16 protein-coding genes are annotated in these 19,111 nt (G+C 40.0%); 7 read left to right on the forward strand and 9 right to left on the reverse strand.

Annotation, left to right across the window (positions count from 1 at the left end):
- The 5 genes from dnaX to HLH18_RS05260 form a co-directional block, all read right to left on the reverse strand.
- Positions 1–2,091, reverse strand: a complete 2,091-nt coding sequence (dnaX, locus tag HLH18_RS05240; RefSeq protein ID WP_171546029.1) for a DNA polymerase III subunit gamma/tau — start codon at positions 2,089–2,091, stop codon at positions 1–3.
- Positions 2,092–2,225: 134 nt separating this feature from the next.
- The gene (locus tag HLH18_RS05245) at positions 2,226–2,687 is read right to left on the reverse strand and encodes a copper resistance protein NlpE N-terminal domain-containing protein (protein WP_171546030.1); all 462 of its coding nucleotides are present in this window, start codon (positions 2,685–2,687) and stop codon (positions 2,226–2,228) included.
- A 103-nt stretch (positions 2,688–2,790) separates the two neighbouring features.
- Positions 2,791–4,041, reverse strand: a complete 1,251-nt coding sequence (locus HLH18_RS05250; protein WP_171546031.1) for a serine hydrolase domain-containing protein — start codon at positions 4,039–4,041, stop codon at positions 2,791–2,793.
- A gap of 86 nt (positions 4,042–4,127) precedes the next feature.
- The gene (locus HLH18_RS05255; protein WP_171546032.1) at positions 4,128–4,982 is read right to left on the reverse strand and encodes a MaoC family dehydratase; all 855 of its coding nucleotides are present in this window, start codon (positions 4,980–4,982) and stop codon (positions 4,128–4,130) included.
- Between the two features lie 145 nt (positions 4,983–5,127).
- On the reverse strand, positions 5,128–6,519 hold the full coding sequence (locus HLH18_RS05260; protein ID WP_171546033.1) for a 3-oxoacyl-ACP reductase: 1,392 nt from the start codon (positions 6,517–6,519) through the stop codon (positions 5,128–5,130).
- A 241-nt stretch (positions 6,520–6,760) separates the two neighbouring features.
- On the opposite strand from HLH18_RS05260, the gene HLH18_RS05265 reads away from it, so the two are divergent.
- Positions 6,761–8,278, forward strand: a complete 1,518-nt coding sequence (locus HLH18_RS05265) for an acetyl-CoA C-acetyltransferase (protein ID WP_171546034.1) — start codon at positions 6,761–6,763, stop codon at positions 8,276–8,278.
- A 250-nt stretch (positions 8,279–8,528) separates the two neighbouring features.
- Here the strand turns inward: HLH18_RS05265 and aceI are convergent, their stop codons facing one another.
- Complete coding sequence (aceI, locus tag HLH18_RS05270) at positions 8,529–8,969, reverse strand: chlorhexidine efflux PACE transporter AceI (RefSeq protein WP_171546035.1); 441 nt, start codon at positions 8,967–8,969, stop codon at positions 8,529–8,531.
- Positions 8,970–9,053: 84 nt separating this feature from the next.
- Here aceI and aceR point away from each other — a divergent pair, with 84 nt between their 5' ends.
- The 4 genes from aceR (at position 9,054) to HLH18_RS05290 (ending at position 13,062) form a co-directional block, all read left to right on the forward strand.
- On the forward strand, positions 9,054–9,944 hold the full coding sequence (gene aceR / locus HLH18_RS05275; protein WP_171546036.1) for an HTH-type transcriptional regulator AceR: 891 nt from the start codon (positions 9,054–9,056) through the stop codon (positions 9,942–9,944).
- 85 nt (positions 9,945–10,029) lie between these two features.
- A complete protein-coding gene (gene tal / locus HLH18_RS05280; protein WP_171546037.1) occupies positions 10,030–11,019 on the forward strand; it encodes a transaldolase in 990 nt (329 codons plus the stop codon).
- A gap of 83 nt (positions 11,020–11,102) precedes the next feature.
- Entirely contained in the window at positions 11,103–11,753 is a 651-nt protein-coding gene (leuE, locus tag HLH18_RS05285; RefSeq protein ID WP_171546038.1) for a leucine efflux protein LeuE, read from the forward strand.
- Between the two features lie 136 nt (positions 11,754–11,889).
- Positions 11,890–13,062 carry a benzoate/H(+) symporter BenE family transporter gene (locus HLH18_RS05290; RefSeq protein ID WP_171546039.1) on the forward strand — a complete coding sequence of 391 codons (1,173 nt, stop codon included), beginning with the start codon at positions 11,890–11,892 and terminating at the stop codon, positions 13,060–13,062.
- Between the two features lie 126 nt (positions 13,063–13,188).
- Here the strand turns inward: HLH18_RS05290 and HLH18_RS05295 are convergent, their stop codons facing one another.
- Positions 13,189–14,193 carry an alpha/beta hydrolase gene (locus HLH18_RS05295; protein WP_171546040.1) on the reverse strand — a complete coding sequence of 335 codons (1,005 nt, stop codon included), beginning with the start codon at positions 14,191–14,193 and terminating at the stop codon, positions 13,189–13,191.
- Between the two features lie 272 nt (positions 14,194–14,465).
- Here HLH18_RS05295 and HLH18_RS05300 point away from each other — a divergent pair, with 272 nt between their 5' ends.
- Both HLH18_RS05300 and HLH18_RS05305 read left to right on the forward strand, forming a co-directional pair.
- Complete coding sequence (locus HLH18_RS05300) at positions 14,466–14,909, forward strand: universal stress protein (protein WP_171546041.1); 444 nt, start codon at positions 14,466–14,468, stop codon at positions 14,907–14,909.
- Between the two features lie 133 nt (positions 14,910–15,042).
- The gene (locus HLH18_RS05305) at positions 15,043–15,486 is read left to right on the forward strand and encodes a universal stress protein (protein ID WP_131287927.1); all 444 of its coding nucleotides are present in this window, start codon (positions 15,043–15,045) and stop codon (positions 15,484–15,486) included.
- 378 nt (positions 15,487–15,864) lie between these two features.
- On the opposite strand, the gene HLH18_RS05310 is transcribed toward HLH18_RS05305, so the two are convergent.
- Both HLH18_RS05310 and pepN read right to left on the reverse strand, forming a co-directional pair.
- Positions 15,865–16,077, reverse strand: a complete 213-nt coding sequence (locus HLH18_RS05310) for a hypothetical protein (RefSeq protein WP_131287930.1) — start codon at positions 16,075–16,077, stop codon at positions 15,865–15,867.
- 298 nt (positions 16,078–16,375) lie between these two features.
- Positions 16,376–18,982: an aminopeptidase N gene (gene pepN / locus HLH18_RS05315; protein WP_171546042.1), complete on the reverse strand. Its 2,607-nt coding sequence runs from the start codon at positions 18,980–18,982 to the stop codon at positions 16,376–16,378.
- Positions 18,983–19,111: the final 129 nt, after the last annotated feature.

Genomic DNA, 19,111 nt, shown 5'->3' on the forward strand with positions numbered 1-19,111 from the left:
TTATTTGAGTTGAATATTCTGTATTTCAGCATCAAAATTTTGCAGAAGATCCTTCACTGCTGCTTCTGCATGAAGTAGCTCTGAAGCACGTACATAGGCCTTTTCTTTACGTATATTTTGCATGCTATACGGCGTGGTTGTTTCAACTTCAGCATATTTGACCTGAAAATGCGTATTGGGCCATTCAGTTTTCAAGGCTTGCTCTAAGGCATGTTGTAACTGATTCAACAATTGTTCATATTGCGGTGGAATCTGAAATAACGATTCACCATCAATTTGACCGGTCATCACACCTTGTTGTGCCAATTCCTGTACAGCAGGCGTTAAGGTACTATTTCTAAACCAGTATTCCCACTTCTCTACGGTCCAATCACCTTCAAGCTGTTGAGGCGTTAGTCTTAAGATATCTTGTGGCATTAACCCTGAATTTTGAGCCGAGACAGTTTCAACTGCAACTTGCTTTTCTTCAAGACTCGGTTGTTCTAATTCAAGAATCGGCTCATCGACAATCTTGACTGCTGCAACTTCAGATACCGACTCAATCGGCATTTGTTCTTGGCTTAGAAATAAATCTTCTTCTGGATTAGCGACAGCAATGTCATCTTGAGGATTTACTGGCTCAGCTTCGATTCGATCAGTTAACGGTGCAATGTCATCAAATAAGAAATCATCACTACTTGATTCATGCTGAGTGGCTGCACTCACTGCATCATGTGATTCATCTAGGTCAAACAGAACATCTTCTGATGCAGGATCAAAAACAATTTGATCTGAGCTTGCTGTTGAATTTAGTTCTGTAACTTCAAGCATCGGTTCATCCAAGAAATCATCTGAAGATGGTTCTTGAATCTGCGTACTTACTACAGATTGGATTTCAGCAACGGGTGCTGCGGGTGCTTGATATTCTTCAACTTGTGGTTGTGCATTTTGCACCAGTGCTTGAACAGCGACCTGGGCAACTTGTTGCTGAACCTGCTGTGGTGTTGAGACCAAAACTTCATTCGGTTGTAATGGACGGAACGCCAACAAGCGTAACACGCACATTTCAAAGCCTTGTTCTTGTGTCACGGCAAGTTGCAAGTCTGAGCGACCTTTACAAGCCACCTGATAATACAATTGTAAATCTTGTGCTGAAATCAGTTGCGACAATTGCATGATTTTTTTATTAATTTCAGCACTGTATTTTAAGCTTAAATCTGGCAAATATTGCAGTAAAGCCAATTCATGCAAAGTAGAAATCAGCTGGTCTAAAACCAGTGAAACATCTAAAGCCTGTTGTCTAAATTGCATCAACAATTCACTAACACGCTGCTTTTGATTTTGATGGATGGCTAAAACCAGATCATAAATAATGGTTCGATCAATCAAGCCCAACATCTCTTTGACATCCTGATGCTGGATTTCGCCCTGACCATAAGCAATCGCCTGATCGGTTAAAGACAATGCATCACGCAATGAACCTTGTGCAGATTCAGCAATTTGCCAAATCGCATCTTGTTCTGCCTGAATCTGTTCCTGATTTAAAATATGCGTCAAATGTTCAGTAATTTCATCTACAGCAAGCGGACGTAAAGTGAATTGCAAACAACGAGAAATGACGGTAATTGGAAGCTTTTGTGGATCGGTCGTTGCAAAAAGGAATTTGACGTGTTCAGGCGGTTCTTCCAGTGTTTTCAGTAACGCATTGAATGAATGCGTTGACAGCATATGTACTTCATCGATTAAGTAAACTTTAAAACGACCCTGCGTTGGTGCATACGGAACGTTATCGAGCAGTTCACGTGTATCTTCAACTTTGGTCCGCGATGCAGCATCGATTTCGATTAAATCGATAAAACGACCTTCGTTCACCGCTTTACAGGTTGGGCATACTTCACACGGTGTAGAGGTCACACCCGTTTCACAGTTCAAGCACTTTGCCAAAATACGTGCAATCGTCGTTTTACCTACGCCACGTGTGCCGGTAAATAAATACGCATGGTGTAAACGACCACGTTCCAAGGCACTGGTCAGTGCTCGTGACACATGGTTTTGTCCAACCAGTTCATTAAAATTACGTGGACGATATTTACGCGCAAGTACTTGATACATGTATGCTCCTTTTTACAGGTCTAAGCATACTGTTTTTTTGACGAAGAGTGAATGAACAATCTGCAAAAGCATTCAATCAAATGCGAGATAAGTAGAACTATTTTTCCGATTTTGCAATAACTTAAAGAAATGGACTAAACCTTCTTTTCTAAAATAAAATCATCTTCCGCGTTATAAATATTACCGGTCTGATCTTCCAGAATTTCAAGCAGTTGCTGATCTAAATCGACATAGATTAAATTGCGGGTTTTGACCTGCATTAATTCCAGTTGGGTCTGTTCGCTATTGCTAAATCGGAAATTACCTTTAATGGTTTCGATCTCATTATGACCACTTAAACTTTCACGTTTTAAAATATAGGTCTTGTCCTGATTGAGCACTAAATCTACAGCCATACCTGGACATTCCTCACAACGTGAAATACAACTCATACACGGCGTCGTGCCTTGATATTTTCCGACCCATTTCGCAACCGTGACTTTCTGCTCTGCAACAGTGTCTGCCTGCTTGATACTTTCACTACTCGTTTGCTTAGCATCCTGACAGCCCAACAAAACAGAAGAAGCAATTAAGGGAATAAGAATCGGCTTTTTCATCAGGACAACCCAATGTAGAGATTTTAGTGTGGGGAAAATATCATATTTTTTACCAAATTTATGCCTTCAAAATATGCATTTACATTTCCAAATAATATGCTGCTTAAAACCAGCCCTTATGCCCTGTTAATGCTGCATCTGCACAACGTAAGGCTTCTTGGGTTAAACCCCAAAGACGATAATCACCCGTGATCGAACCTGTAGCAAAATTATGGGTATAGGCGAAACTTAGATGACGTTCAGGGTCACACCATGCACCAGAACCATTAAAACCCATATGCCCAAAACCTGTTGATGATTTTCCTAAAGTTAAAACCCGGTGATAGCCCAAACGCCAATGCATCGGTAAGGGCATAATACGGTCACGCTGGGTATATTGAACTGTGCTTAAAGCTTTAAAGATCTCAGGACGAATCAATTGCTGACCGTTCCATTCACCACCATTCGCCAGCATGGCATAAATTTTTGCCAGACTATTCGCGGTGAAAACTCCATTTGCAGCCGGAATCACCGCTTTTAAACCTTCATCATTAAAAAAACTAAATTTTTTCATCCCTTTGGGAATCATGGCATCTTGAAAATCTTGAGGGTTCTGTCCTGACCATTCAATTGCCTTATCGAAGACTGAAGCTTTCTTTGGTTTGGGTTTTGCTTGTAATGCAGGCTTTGGTTCTGTTTTTAATTTTGCCAATGGTCTTGCAACCCGAGCCAACTCAGATTCTGCAACGCCAAAATATGCACCATCTAAAGCTAAAGGTTCAACCAAATACTGCTGCATTAAATCTGACAAAGATTTTCCAGTGGCTTTTTCTAATACTCCCCCTACTTGCCAGCCAAACGTTAAGGGTTGATAAGCTGCATCTATACCTATTTCAAAGCGTGGTTTGGCTTTTGCAATGACATCAAGCATATGGTTCCAATCTGCCATTTCCGATGCATCAGCAATATGATTACGAATGTCATATAAGCCACTTTGATGGCTGAGGATATGTCTTAAAGTGATTTTCGCTTTACCATTTTGTGCAAATTCAGGCCAATACTGTGCAACTGGCATGTCGTAATCCAAGAAACCTTCGCTCACTAAAATATGAGCCAGTGTCGAAAGTACCCCTTTGCCCGTTGAATAACACACTGACAGGGTATCGGATTGCCAGTTTTCAGTTTCTGATTTTTTACCTGTGTAAATATCAACGACTTTCTGCCCTTGGAAATAAACGACTAAAGCCGCCCCACCTTGTTCAGCACGTGCATCCTGCATCCGGCTAAATTGTTTGGCGAGGTCTTCAAATCGCTCATCCACTGTACCTTGATAATTCTCTGTATTAGCGAAGATATATTCTTTTATTTTATTCATTAAACTGTGCTTTCCCTAAACCAGTCATTAGCTATCCAGAGCTTAAAACAAAAAAGCCTAAATCAGCAGTGACTTAGGCTTTGGTCTTATAAGGCTTTAATACGACCCGAGACATGCGGTTTTTGATTCTTGCTATTTCGAATCAGGAATTCGATATCTTTACCTTTATTGGCAGTTAAAAACTCAACTTTAGAGGGTAAATACATCGGCAATTTAAACCAAACATCCGATTCATAGCTGTCTGGAAGCGTCAAGCTCGCAAGTGCTTTGGCTTTGCTCCACATGCCGTGGGCAATGGCCTGTTTAAAACCAAAGGCTTTTGCGGTAATGGCATGAATATGAATCAGGTTAAAGTCACCCGAAGTCAAGGCATAACGGCGACCGGTATTTTCCGATACATCCCACTCGGCTTGCATTTCATACGCAGGTGATTTTGATTCAGCCACTTTTGCTGCAACTTTGCCATTGGTTTTTTGGCGCGCTAGATAAGTGGTTGTCCCTTCCATCACCACTTCATTACCCACTTTAGCAGTGGTGATGAAGTCGAATTGGATGCCTTTGTCATGTGGCTGTAATTCACCAAACTTGCAAGACAACGTCAGCTGTTCATTTACTCCAACTTTACGAGTTTGTTTAATCTGGTTACGAATATGCACCAGACCTAAAATCGCAAATGGAAACGCTTCTTGTGTCATCATGTGCATTTGCAGGCTTTGAGACAGCACCGCTAAATAAATCGCAGGAATATAACCGTTATTTTTAAAGCCACAGACTTCATTGTAAGCTTTTAAATGTTTTTGATCGACCTTGAATGAATCCACCACATATTCAACTTGCGGTAGCACTTTTTCACCCTTCGGCTTTTTAAAAATCAAGCCTTGAATCACTTTCGGATAGGCTAAATAAGGTTTTGGAAGTTGACTAAAATGGCGAGTATTCATACTGAACCTTTGGAAGTTTTATCTTTATGAATTCCCCTCTCTTCTTAGGAGAGGGTTAGGGAGAGGTTTTAATCAAATAAAAAAGACTTTTTTTAAGCCCTCATCCCAACCTTCTCCCAAAGGGAGAAGGAGTTTTATTTGCAAATTAAGCCCCTAACAAACTTTGACCACACACACGAACCACGTTGCCATTTAAACCTGTTGAAGCAGAAGATGCAAATAATGCAATCGTTTCAGCAACATCCACAGGTAAACCGCCTTGACTCATCGAGTTCATACGGCGGCCTGCTTCACGAATGGCAAATGGAATTGCAGCAGTCATTTGCGTTTCGATGAAACCAGGTGCAACCGCATTAATGGTTACCCCATTTTTCAATAATGGCGCAGTGAATTTAACCACCCCAATGACACCCGCTTTAGAGGCTGCATAGTTGGTTTGACCTAAATTACCTGCGATACCCGAGATAGAAGATACACACACAATACGACCATTTGTATTGAAGCCATCATTTTCAAGAAGGTAATCATTGACACGCTCAATTGCAGATAAGTTAATGTTAATCACCAGATCCCATAACTCAGGCTTCATGTTTGCCAAAGTTTTGTCACGGGTAATCCCTGCGTTATGCACGATAATATCCAGACCGCCTTGAGCAGCTGCTGCAGCTTTGATTTTTTCACCAGCGTCGCTTGCTGTAATATCAATGGCTAATGTCGAACCACCAATTTCACCGGCAACACGATCAAGGTCAGCCTGTTGTTGTGGAACATCCAGACAAATGACATGCGCGCCATCACGTGACAATACATGGGCAATCGCTTCACCGATCCCACGGCTCGCACCTGTGACAACAGCTGTTTTACCCGCAAGTGGTTTTGCCCAGTCAATATCTACAACATCTGCTTTAGAAACACGGATCACCTGACCTGACACATAAGCAGAACGCGGAGACAATGCAAAACGAACTGTAGATTCAAGGTTTGCTTCAGCACCTTCATCGACATAAACCAGTTGAGCCGCAATACCTTTCTTGAATTCTTTACCGACAGATTTCACAAAACCTTCAAGAGCACGTTGTGCAATGGCTTGTTTTACTGTTTTTGCAGTTTCAGGGGTGATGCCGACAACCACAACACGACCAGACGTCTGGATTTGACGTGCAATCGGATTAAAAAAGTTATAGAGTTCTTTGAGTTGTTCAGAATTTTGAATACCCGATGCATCAAAAATCACTGCTTTAAACTTAGATTCTTTGTCACCTTCATTAAATGCACTCAGGCTTAAACCTGTTTTTGCAGCAGCTTGTTGTAATTCAATATTGTTACCTGCATAGCTGTTGGCATGAATGTTTGCAAGAACTTGCGCAATTGAACCCGATAAAGTTGAAGATGGCGCAGCACCAAATAAAACTGCCCCCTTAACCACCGGAGTTGCCGACTCAAAACGATCTAAAAAAATCGGTGATGGCAAACCTAAATTTTTGATGACAAATTTACCAATAGGAGATTTTGCGAATGTTTGGTATTGGTCAGTCATGTTTATTATCTCTCATACAAATTAATTTTTGATGGATTTAAAGATATCCTTTTAACTTCAATATGATGTCTAGAGTCTTATATTTCAATACATCCATCAGTTTCCATGGAATCATACTTGAGTTAAACAATGGATGTCTTGACCTGAATGCTTTGTGTAATGTCATTGTAGTCAATTCAGCTGTTTTTAAATTGTGTTAATGTACACGCCAAGAATACCGTAAAATGCTTGGAAAAGCCTTATGAGCAACACAACTCAAGAAAATCCAACAGTTGAAAATTCTGCTACGGAAACTGTGTCAAATACATCAAAAAGTACCACGCGTACAACTAAAAGTTCTGGCACTGCCACAAAGTCAGCAAGCAATACGACCAAGACGATTCGACCTCGTTCAACGTCGCCGCGTAGTAAAAGTACTGCTTCCACTACAAAAAAACCTGAATCTACAATTCAAACCGCTGTTCAACAGGATATATCCATGAGTCAAAACACTGTTCGCCGCGTCGCTATTATCGGTGGTAACCGTATTCCTTTCGCTCGTTCAAACGGCGCTTATTTCACTGCTTCTAACTCAGACATGTTTACAGCAGTATTGAATGGTCTGGTTGAACGTTTCAACCTGCAAGGTCAACGCCTAGGCGAAGTAGTTGCAGGCGCTGTTTTAAAACATAGCCGTGACTTTAACATGACTCGTGAATGTGTGTTAAACACTGAACTTGCTCCAGAAACACCTGCTTACGATATTCAGCAAGCCTGTGGTACGGGTTTACAAGCTGCTTTCCTCGTTGCCAACAAAATTGCCTTGGGTCAAATTGAAGTCGGCGTTGCTGGTGGTGTAGATACCACTTCTGATGCACCAATCGCATTCGGTGATGGTTTACGTAAAGCTTTACTTGAATTGAACATTGCAAAAACAGCTAAAGACCGTTTAAAAGCGTTAACTAAAATCAACCTGAAAGATTTAATGGATGCACCTAAAAATGGTGAACCACGTACAGGTCTTTCTATGGGTGACCACCAAGCGATCACTGCACTTGAATGGGGTATTTCTCGTGAAGCGCAAGACGAACTTGCTGCATCTTCACACCAAAAAATGGCGGCTGCCTACGAAGAAGGTTTCTTCGATGACTTGATCACCCCATTCTTAGGTCTAGAACGTGACAACAATTTGCGTCCCGATTCAACAGCAGAAAAACTGGCAAAACTTAAACCGGCATTTGGTAAAGGCGATGCACGTACCATGACTGCGGGTAACTCTACTCCCCTTACTGATGGTGCATCATGTGTACTATTAGCTTCTGAAGAATGGGCGAAAGAAAATGGTCACGAAGTTCTTGCTTACCTGACATTCCAGGAAACGGCTGCGGTAGATTTCGTTGAGAAAAAAGAAGGCTTATTGATGGCGCCGGCTTATGCGGTTCCACGTATGCTTGAACGTGCGGGTATTACACTTCAAGACTTCGACTACTATGAAATCCATGAAGCATTTGCATCGCAAGTCCTTTCTACTTTGAAAGCTTGGGAAGATCCAAAATTCTGTAAAGAACGTTTAGGCTTAGATGCACCACTCGGTTCAATTGACCGTTCTAAACTGAATGTTAAAGGTTCATCTTTAGCAGCCGGTCACCCATTTGCTGCAACTGGCGGTCGTCTTATCGCGACTGCAGCAAAACTGATTAACCAGAAAGGTTCAGGTCGTGTGCTTGTTTCAATCTGTGCTGCGGGCGGTCAAGCTGTAACAGCGATTATTGAAAAATAAGCTAGCTGCCTCTTTCTAAACAGAAGCCCTCGGAAGTTTAACTTTCGAGGGCTTTTTAATTTTATAAACTGAATAGATTTAAAATCTTATCGTGTAGCACGCGCAATTCACGCTTCATTCCAGTTAGACGAGACAGCCTGTTCGCATGATCCCATTTAATTTTTAAATCACTTTCAACGTCTTTGAAATGCGTACTTGCATCATAGCGATGATAGTTTTAATAATAAATTAACTATTTATATAGTAATAATTAATTTCCCTTTAATTGCTGATGAGTCAGATTAAGCCTTAAATGATTTTCAATAGCGTCATAACACCACTGGAAAATAAAAGTATAAACTAAAATGCACAGGGTCATACTCAAATCGAGCAAAATGGCCTGCCCAATGCTCATCTCCATAGCATAAGCAACCATTGGAATGGTGGCTAACATCAGGCCGCCTTCAAAACCGATCGCATGCAGAATACGCACACCCACTGTTCTTTTTAAATGATGCTTGGCTTCGAACTTTTCAAAGAAATGGTTAAAGGTCATATTCCAGAATACTGAAGTTACCGCCATCACAACACCGAGTGTTCCAGTCACTTCCATCGGCATATCAAAAATAAAGCTTAAAGCAATCGCAATGATGACCAACAGGATGATCTCATAACTCAGCGCATGGACAATCCTTCTTTTGGAAATCAACATTTTAATACTCATTCATTGGGGTGAAGGCATTTTATTTTGATAGTATTGATTAATCTAATTAGATTCTTTCAAAAGTTTTGATAGATGAATATTAACCAAGAACAACTGATTATTTTTAAAACTGTGATTGAAAGCGGTTCATTTTCTGCTGCCGCGAGAAAACTGGGGAAAGTCCCTTCTGCGGTCAGTATGTCGATTGCCAATTTAGAAGTTGATCTGAATTTATCGCTGTTCCATCGTGTTGGACGTGAGCCTGTTCCAACCCCACAAGCGCTAACCTTGTATGAAAAAACCGAACAACTGTTAATCGAAATCAATCAGTGGAAACAACATGCTTTTGCCTTAAGTGAAGGCTTGGAATCAAGTTTGAATATTGTGGTGGTATCCGAATTATTACACACCCACTGGACTGACTATATTTCACTGATCGAAAAGCAATTCCCCGAACTGCAAATCAATATTTTTTCAGCACCGCAAGAGGATGCATTAAAAATGCTGCTCAATCAGACGGCGCAATTGGCACTGATGTTTGAACGTGAACAATTGGAAAGTAGTGAGCAGTTTGTCGAACTTAAACGTGAAGCCTTGGTGCCAGTCGCTGCAATTGATTCGCCTTTAGCTGCATTTGAACAAGTTAGCTATGAGCAAATTTTGCAAAACCGGCAAATTGTGGTGGCCAGTCGTGACCGCACCATTAAGCCTGAATTATTATTTTCAAAAAAATATTGGCGTACAGACAATCATCTGTCTGCTTGTTCCATGATTATACAGGGTTTGGGCTGGGGCGTTTTACCTTTGGAAATGTTAAATCAAAATCCACATATTAAGCAGCAACTTAAAATTCTTAACTTTTTAGATTTCAGTCCTAAATTTGAATATTTTGTCGATTTGGTCTGGAGTCGGGAAAGTCAACTGGGGGCAGCTGCTCGTTTTTTGATTAATCACATCAGAAATTCGCGAAAAAACACAAAATAGACAGGCCTTATACATGCTTTTTACTTGGGTTAAAAGCAGATTGTGATATAACAAATATAGGGAAATAACTTTAAGAACTAGACCAATGACTCAATCAGCCTTAAACCAATTAAAAAGCCTCACGACAATTGTTGCCGACAGTAGCGACCTTTCCGCTATTGAAAAATTCCGTCCCTTGGATGCAACAACCAACCCTTCACTCATTACCGCTGCCGCAAATCTGCCTGAAAATAAGCAACTGATTGAAGATGCATTTGAACAAGCCAAATCTGAAGGTTATAGCGGCGATCTTTTAGTTGAACGTACCATTGACATTCTGACGGTTAAATTCGGGGTTGAAATTCTTAAGCTGATCGAAGGTCGTGTTTCGACTGAAGTCGATGCTGCCCTTTCTTACGATACCGATGCCACGATTGCCAAAGCTAAAGAATTACTGGCTTTGTATAAAAATTATGGTATCGATCAAAATCGTATCCTGATTAAAATCGCGTCAACTTGGGAAGGTATTCAGGCAGCCAAAGCATTAGAGGCTGAAGGCATCCACTGTAATCTGACACTGTTGTTTGGTTTGCATCAGGCTCAAGCCTGTGCTGATGCCAATGTGACCCTGATCTCACCATTTGTCGGTCGTATTTTAGATTGGTACAAGAAAGCTGAAAATGTAGATCACTACCCGATTGAGAAAGATCCGGGTGTACTTTCAGTCAAACAGATTTACCATTTCTATAAACAGCACTGTATTAAAACAGAAATTATGGGTGCAAGTTTCCGCAGTATTGACCAAGTCCTAGGATTAGCAGGCTGTGACTTATTGACAGTATCGCCAAACCTTTTGGCAGAGCTTGAACAAGATCAACGTGAAATCGTTCCTCAGCTTTCAAACAATCATGCACAAGCCCATTGCCAGCGTATCGTTACACCTTTAACGAAGGAAACATTTAAAGAGCAAATTGAACATGACTTAATGTCTTCGCAACTTTTACAAAGCGGGATTGATGGCTTTATTAAGGCCCGCGAGCAACTAAGTACATTACTTCGCCAATCTTTTGGCTTAGATGCTGAAATACAAGCTTAAAATATCAATATTGCACCATCAAAAAGCCGATTTTGTTATAGTGAACAAGTCGGCTTTTTTGATCGTTTGAGAGTGTATTTATTGTGTTCGGCATTACCGATCTTACCACCTATATTATTGGTACAACCTTAATTGTGTTATTGCCCGGACCCAATTCCTTATACGTGATGTCCATCGCTTCACGTTTTGGTATCAAAGCCGGTTATAAAAGTGCATTCGGTGTTTATACCGGTGACATTGTTTTAATTTTACTCACTGCGCTTGGTGCAGCTTCCTTACTGCATGCTTTCCCCTGGTTATTCACCTTACTGAAAATTATTGGTGCACTTTATCTGAGTTATTTAGGGATAAAATTGCTCATAGCGGCTTATCACACCTGGAATTCCGCACACTCACAGAAAGAAATCGCTACAGTTGAAAAAAATATTGAGCAACTTCATCCTTTTAAAACAGCATTAACCATTAGCATTTTAAATCCTAAAGCGATTCTGTTTTATTTATCCTTCTTCGTTCAATTTGTAGATCCTGCTTATCCCTATCCTGCAATTACCTTTGCTGCGCTTGCGCTGGTATTACAAATCATTAGTATGAGTTATTTAACCATCCTGATTTTTTCAGGGGCTAAACTGGCGACTTACTTTACCCAACGCTATAAAGTGACGGCATCATGTGTAGCGGCTGTCGGTCTTTTATTCTGTGGTTTCGGGATTAAACTTGCGACTTCTACCCTGTAAATTTCAGGTTTGCTTAAATAATTTAAGCCCATAAATACACGATATATTATTTCGATTATGCCTTTGCGCTTAAAAATGAAAGGCGTATGATTATTACGCTTTTCAAGCATTATAAAATAATCACCGCAAAGGATTTATGCAAAATTTTCTCAAAGATTTTTCTGTTCCTGCTGTATTTGCAGGTTTCATTACCTTTCTGATTGGCATTAGTGTTTCTGCGGTTTTAGTCATTCAAGCTGCACAAATATTAGGAGCAACTCCAGAGCAAATCACCTCCTGGTTTTGGGCCTTAGGTTTGGGGATTGGACTCTCGGGTTTAATTTTATCGTGGAAGTTTAAATATCCTGTTGCGACCTCTTGGTCTACTGCTGGGCTTGCGCTCATTTTAGCAACGGGTAGCGGCTATAGCTTATACGAAGCCATTGGTGCATTTTTCATTAGTGGGCTACTCACAGCTATTTTAGGCTTTTCAGGTATCTTTCAGAAAGTTTTGTCCTATATTCCACAAAGCTTAACCAGTGCCATGCTTGCCGGTGTATTACTCAAATTTGGCATTGCGCTTTTTGCCAGCATGCAAAATGATTGGGGGTTTATTCTTTCACTTTTAGCCGTTTACATTCTATCTAAACGACTGTCACCACGTTATAGCATCGTGATTACGGTAATTGCCGGACTGGCCCTTTGTCCAATGTTTATGGAGTTTCATACTCCAGTTTTACAATGGAGCTTAGCGAAGCCTGTATGGATCACGCCTGAGTTTAGCTGGTCAGCTATTTTAGGCTTAGCCCTGCCTTTATTTGTGATTAATATGGCATCGCAATATTTGCCTGGGATTGCCATGATTAAAAGCTATGGTTATCAACCTCATGTAAATCAGCTCATTGGCTGGACCGGGGTTGCTCAAATGCTACTTGCCCCTTTGGGTTGCTACAGCGTTAATATTGCAGCTATTAGTGCTGCAGTCAGTTTAGATGATCAAGTTCATCCTGACCCTCAAAAACGTTACATTGCTGGAATGAGCTGTGGTTTTTTCTATATTGTAATGGGCATTTTCGCGGCAACCCTCACTAGTTTACTGATGTCATTTCCGCCTATTTTTATTGTGGCCCTTGCAGGAATTGCTTTATTTGGCACCATCAGTCATAACATCGCCATCGCCTTTCAAGATGTCAGTGAACGAGAAGCCGCTTTAATGACCTTCTTGTTCAGCGCTTCAGGAATACAGTTCTTTGGCATTGGTTCAGCATTCTGGGGATTATTATTTGGTTTTGCGGTGTCTATCATTTTGAAGTTTAGAATCTTGAGATAATATATAAAAAGAAACCGCATAAAAGACGAAAACCAAAAGGCTTGGACCCAATTGAGTAAAACCTTCAGATTTAGCCCACAAAGTATGTATTCAATCTTTCAAATATAAAATGACATCAAGCACTTTTTAAAAAAATGCAGGACTATATTTTTGAATAAATCGAATGGTTTGTTCAAATGTTTGCCGACTTGCCTTTTTACTCATCATGAATTGATATTCATGTACCAAAAACTCTTTGGAGTCTGGATAAAATACGTCGGTCACGGGTATTTTTTGATTCATTAATGCTTGTACAAAAGGAACCGATTGGGTTTTGGTTAAGAAATCTTTATTTCCACCACTAATCAATACTGGTGGATAATTCGCTGTTAAATATTGAATTGGAGATATACTTTTTAAAAATTCCGCATCATCTTTTTTATTGCCTGTATAGGCTTGAACCAAGTTAAATACGCCCCACTCAATTAATTTCAGTTCATTGGGTGCTGTATTAATAAAAGCATTCATATCATAAATACCGCAATGTAAAATCAAGCCTTTAATCTGGTCGCGTTGAATCAATGGCGTAATATTAGACTGCCGCGCAAAATCAGGATTACTAATTAAAGCTGCGTAATGACTGGCTAAATTCGCACCTGCAGAATCACCCGCCAAATACATTTGATTGGCATTAATATTATATTCCTGCGCATGCTCGGTTATAAATTTTAAAGCCTGATTAATTTGTAGCAGCTGATTTGGATAAATCACTTTGGGAGCAAATTGATATTGCAGTGAAACCACGTTATAACCTTGATCAGCCAAAAGCTTAAAGTAACCTCGTGCGTGTTCTTTAGAACCTGAAACCCATCCACCGCCATGAATCCAAACTACGGTTGGACGCGGCTCAAGTTGCATCACATTTTTGGGCTGATACACATCCAAAGTTAATGATGCTTCCTGCATATACATTATATTTTTCTGTACCAAAATCTCTTGTGGTGCATATTTATCGATCATCTTTTTTTGCACATTGGTGGAAGCATTAAAAACACTCGCAATCACCTTGGTATTACTTTGTGTATTCTGACAACCACTACTGTGTAGAGCAGTAATGAAACACAGACTTAAACCGAAAAATTTTGAATACACAGGCTTCCCTTATTAAACTTATTTCGCCTGCAATTTGTTGGAGACGGTCATATTTTTGGGCATTTTAATGCCTGTTTAAACATTTAGAAATACTTATGCGAATGTTGAGCTTTTAACTCAGATTTAAATGCAAAACAGAACACACTTATATCCATGATATTTATATAATTTAATGAATTTTAAATCATTTTTCACAGACTAAATTGATCATTCAAAGACAATGTGCTATCTATAATTGATAGCTACATAATAAACACCAAGGAACAAGTCTTATGTCTTATCAAAATATTTTAGTTCCAGTTGACGGTTCTGACATTTCATTATCTGCAGTTAAAAATGCGGCTCAGATTGCCCAAGCTTTTGGTGGTCAATTAACATTAATCAGTTTAGTCACTGAAGACCCTTTTTCTGATGCAGACTTTTACTATCCGTCTCCCATTATGAAAGAATATTTCGTTCAGGCATATGCCAATGCTGAAAAAGCATTGAAACAGGCTCAAGCCATTGCCAGCGAAAATGGTATTACTGCCAACACTCAAATCGTGAAAGGTAATGTTTCTGAAGAAAGCATTATTGAAACTGCAGAAAAATTGAAAATTGATCTGATTGTTATGGGTTCGCATGGTCGCAAAGGTTTTCAAAAGTTCTTGTTGGGCAGCTTTGCTCAAGATGTGCTAAAAGGCACAAAACTTCCGGTTTTAATTGTTAAAGAATAAGTATTGATCAATAAACCCTGCAATTGATGTGGGGTTTATTGGGGGCTTTTCATGATCCTTTCATCTGTCATAATGACTGACTATCACAATTAAAAAATCTTTCCAATTCAGCTATATTCCTAAGGATAATTTCATGACTTATAAACATATTTTAGTTCCAGTAGATGAATCTCCTATTTCTTATGCAGCTGTTGAACAGGCATTATCCTTAGCCAACGCACTTCATTGTCAAGTCACCATTACCAGTGTGATTGCGATAGATCCATTTGTGGGAGTGGACTTTTATAAAGTCGCACCTGGAATTACAGATTACTTTATACAGGCTGAAAAGAATGCGCAGTTGCGCTTGGCTGAGATCAAGCAATCATTCATTCGAGATAGCATTGATGTGGATACCAAAATTATTCGAGGTGTATCGCCTGCTGAAGGAATCATTCATGTGGCTGATGAAGTCGGTGCTGATTTAATTATTATGGGCTCGCATGGCCGTACAGGATTCAAAAAATTAATGTTAGGCAGTGTGGCGCAAGCCGTACTCACCCAATCGCCAATACCGGTATTGATTGTAAAAGTTTAACCATTAAAAAAGTCCCTAAATTTAGGGACTTTTTATTTGATCAGTAATAAAAGCGTCTATCTTTTAAATTCCATAAAACTAACTGTCTTTATCCAAGGCATGGGGAGCAACTTTTTTATCTGGATCATGATCACCATCACTCTTTTGACATGCTGATAACCCCATTAACATGCTTAAGCTGATGGTTAACCTAAATATTGTTTTAATCATAGTCTTCCCTCATACATTTTCTAGTACCGGTCTAACTATAAAATAATCAATTCACCCATAATGATCAGTAAGCCTTTTATTTAGATTTGTATCACCTACACTTATTCTAACTAAAGGATAATTTTCTCAATCAGTTTAAGTTGCAACCTTAATGACAATGCACAGGATTTATTTGGAAATGTACTGATGCAAAGTTTGTAGATAAGTTTCTGCTTCAATTTTGTTGTCAAAAGTTTTTTGGTACGTTCCCATCGCCTGAATATTATTCGGCGTATATTCAATCACTACAATAAAATGTCCATCACTGGTACTTTTTGAAACTCGAATAGCAATAATATGTTGGGAGTTTAAATAAAAACCATCTTCAATTTTAACTAACAAAACCAACCTCCAGTCCACTTAATAAAACGACAGGCTTAATCCAATGAAAGTCTGCTAAATAAACAAAGCCCATTTTATATGAGCTTTAATATTACGATTTTACGCCATTAATGTGATTTAATCGACACTTTTAAAATGATAACTCAATAGAAAATATGTCTTATCATTTTATCTTTTAATTTAGTTATTCTAAACACTCGGTCATTTATTCTTCCGTTATATTGCACTCTAAAAATAAAAAGCCTTTTCTCGGTTCTAATCAAGAAAAGGCTTTTTTAGTCATTTAATGAATACTCAGTTAGATACTCAACATACTATTTAAAGTTTCTGAAACGTTTTTAGATTTCACTTGTGGTTTTAAAGCTTCCAGTGCAGTTTTGACTTCTGTACGTTGTGGCTCTGCCAAGGTGTACCAGCGAGAAAGCACTTGCAGTAAACGCGAACCGACAATCGGGTTTTTCTCATCCAAATATTTGGCCAGATCAATAAAGTGTTGAACACCAAAGCTCCATGTATTGACTGGATTGGCATTTAAACCACCACTCACTGAACGAATACGGTTTGGTGTACCCAAATCATAATCAGGGTGCGAGGTTAAGTATTTGATGGTTTCTGCATTTGCTTTCGGATGTGCCGCCTGAACCATAAACCATTGATCTAAAGACAAAGCTTCATCTTCAAAGCGGCTATAGAAGTCTGCCAAAGCTTCTTTGGTTTGTGGTGCATCATTCCAAACCAAGACTTTAAGTGCACCCAAACGCTCAGACATGTTGCCTGTGTGATACTGCTCATAAGCCAGATCAAAAGCAAAGGCATCCCCCTGACGTGCAATCATACTGAGCATGATGTTTCTGAGTGCACGAACACCCATCGCTTGAGAGAATTCAGTTTGCATATCTGGGTCTAATTCCAGGTAAGTCTCTTTGCAGAAGGCCCCCAATTCACGTGCCAATGTGTCTAGCAAAGCATTACGCTGTTCTTGAACCACTTCAGGACGATACTCACTGTCGATCCGGCTACCCAAATAGCCTTCTGTAGGGACATCAAACAAGCGTGATGCCAGCAGTGGATCTTTTTGAATGACTTCCGGCAGAGTATTTTTCATGGCTTGGATATAAATATCAGCATCATGACCGTTTAATAAAATACGTTCCAGCAAAGTTTGAGTGGCTTGCCATTGGTTGAAACCGTTGGTTTCATATTGCATCAAGAAAGCCAGTTCTTCATCGGAATAGTTGAATTCCAGATTGACCGGTGCAGAGAAATTACGCAGCAATGACACCACAGGTTTTTCAGTTACGCCGGTAAATTCAATAGTTGCCTCATTTTGATCCAATAAATACACGCCATCTTTAACACCATTTTCAAATAGTGCTTCAGATTGCAGCGTATATTGCTCACCTGTTTCTGCATTAAACAGTGCCAAAGCCACTGGAATTGGAACGGCTTTTAGGTTTGGATATTTATGATGATCTTTTAACGATTGTTTGAAGCTTAAACGATAGGTTTGAGTTGCAGCATCGTACTCGCCTTTGGCTTCCAGTTTTGGTGTGCCGGGTTGATTGTACCAAATCAGGAAGGCAGATAAATCCACACCCGAACCCGCAGTCAATGCTGAAACCCAATCTTCAACCGTCACTGCCTGACCGTCATGACGGCGGAAGTATTCGTCGGTGCCTTGACGGAATTTTTCTTTACCAAGCAAGGTTGCCATCATGCGGTTAATTTCCGCACCTTTTTCATACACAGTCGCGGTATAGAAGTTATTAATTTCGACAAAGTGATCTGGACGTGGCGGATGCGATAACGGACCTGAATCCTCTGGGAATTGGTGCGCTTTCAACACAGCAACATCATCAATACGCTGTACCGCAGCCGATTGTAAATCTTCCGAGAATGACTGATCACGGAATACGGTCAAACCTTCTTTTAAGCATAACTGGAACCAGTCACGGCAAGTAATCCGGTTACCGGTCCAGTTATGGAAGTATTCATGTGCAATTACAGACTGTACGCGCATGATGGCTGCATCAGTGGTGAATTCCTCATCGGCAAGCACACAGGACGTATTAAAGATATTTAAACCTTTATTTTCCATGGCACCCATATTGAATGCGCTGGTTGCCACAATCATATAGTTGTCCAGATCATACGGACGACCATAATGTTCTTCATCCCATTGCATAGAATGTTTCAGCGCTTCCATGGCGATGTGACATTTTGGAATATCTTTTTCTACCGCATAAATTTCTAAAGAAACATTGCGACCTTCTGAAGTCACATAAGAATCTTTCAGAACCGCCAAATCACCAATCACGCAGGCAAACAAATAGCTTGGTTTCTTGGTCGGATCTTCCCAAATGGTGTAGTGACGACCTTCACCTGCCTCACCAGCTTCCATCAAGTTACCATTAGCCAAAAGTACCGGGAATTTTTTATCGGCTTCTACGCGTGTGGTAAAGACAGACAGGACATCCGGACGGTCCGGATAGAACGTGATTTTGCGGAAACCTTCAGGTTCGTTTTGAGTAACAAATAAATCGTCGCCAGCTTGGTACAAACCTTCAAGTTGCGTGTTGCTTTCAGGATGAATCACCACTGCAGTTTCAAGAATGACTTCATTTGGTGCATTGGCAATCACCAACTGTTCAGCATCCAGTGTGTAGTCTGCTGCACTCAGTTGCTTACCGTTCAAAGTAATGGATTTTAATTCCAGGTCACGACCCAACAGAACCAAATCCCCTGCTGTCTGGCGCTTCATCACCAATGTTGCATTTACATCGGTATGATCTGTATGAACCTGAATATCCAAGTTGATTGAATCAACCAAAAAAGAGGGTTTTTGATAGTCTTTTAAATAAACAGTTTGGTCTGCTTCAACCACTGGGTTTGCCGCGATATTCATATAATGTCCTAATCCTGTAGTTCTTGAGCCAAGACTTTGTTTTGTGTGAATGCTTCGATCATACGACAACTTTCACAATCTGTCTGTGCGATTGATTTGAGTTATATATGGGCGCATTGCTCACAATTT

This window comes from Acinetobacter sp. ANC 5414 (assembly GCF_013004295.1).
Taxonomy (GTDB): domain Bacteria; phylum Pseudomonadota; class Gammaproteobacteria; order Pseudomonadales; family Moraxellaceae; genus Acinetobacter.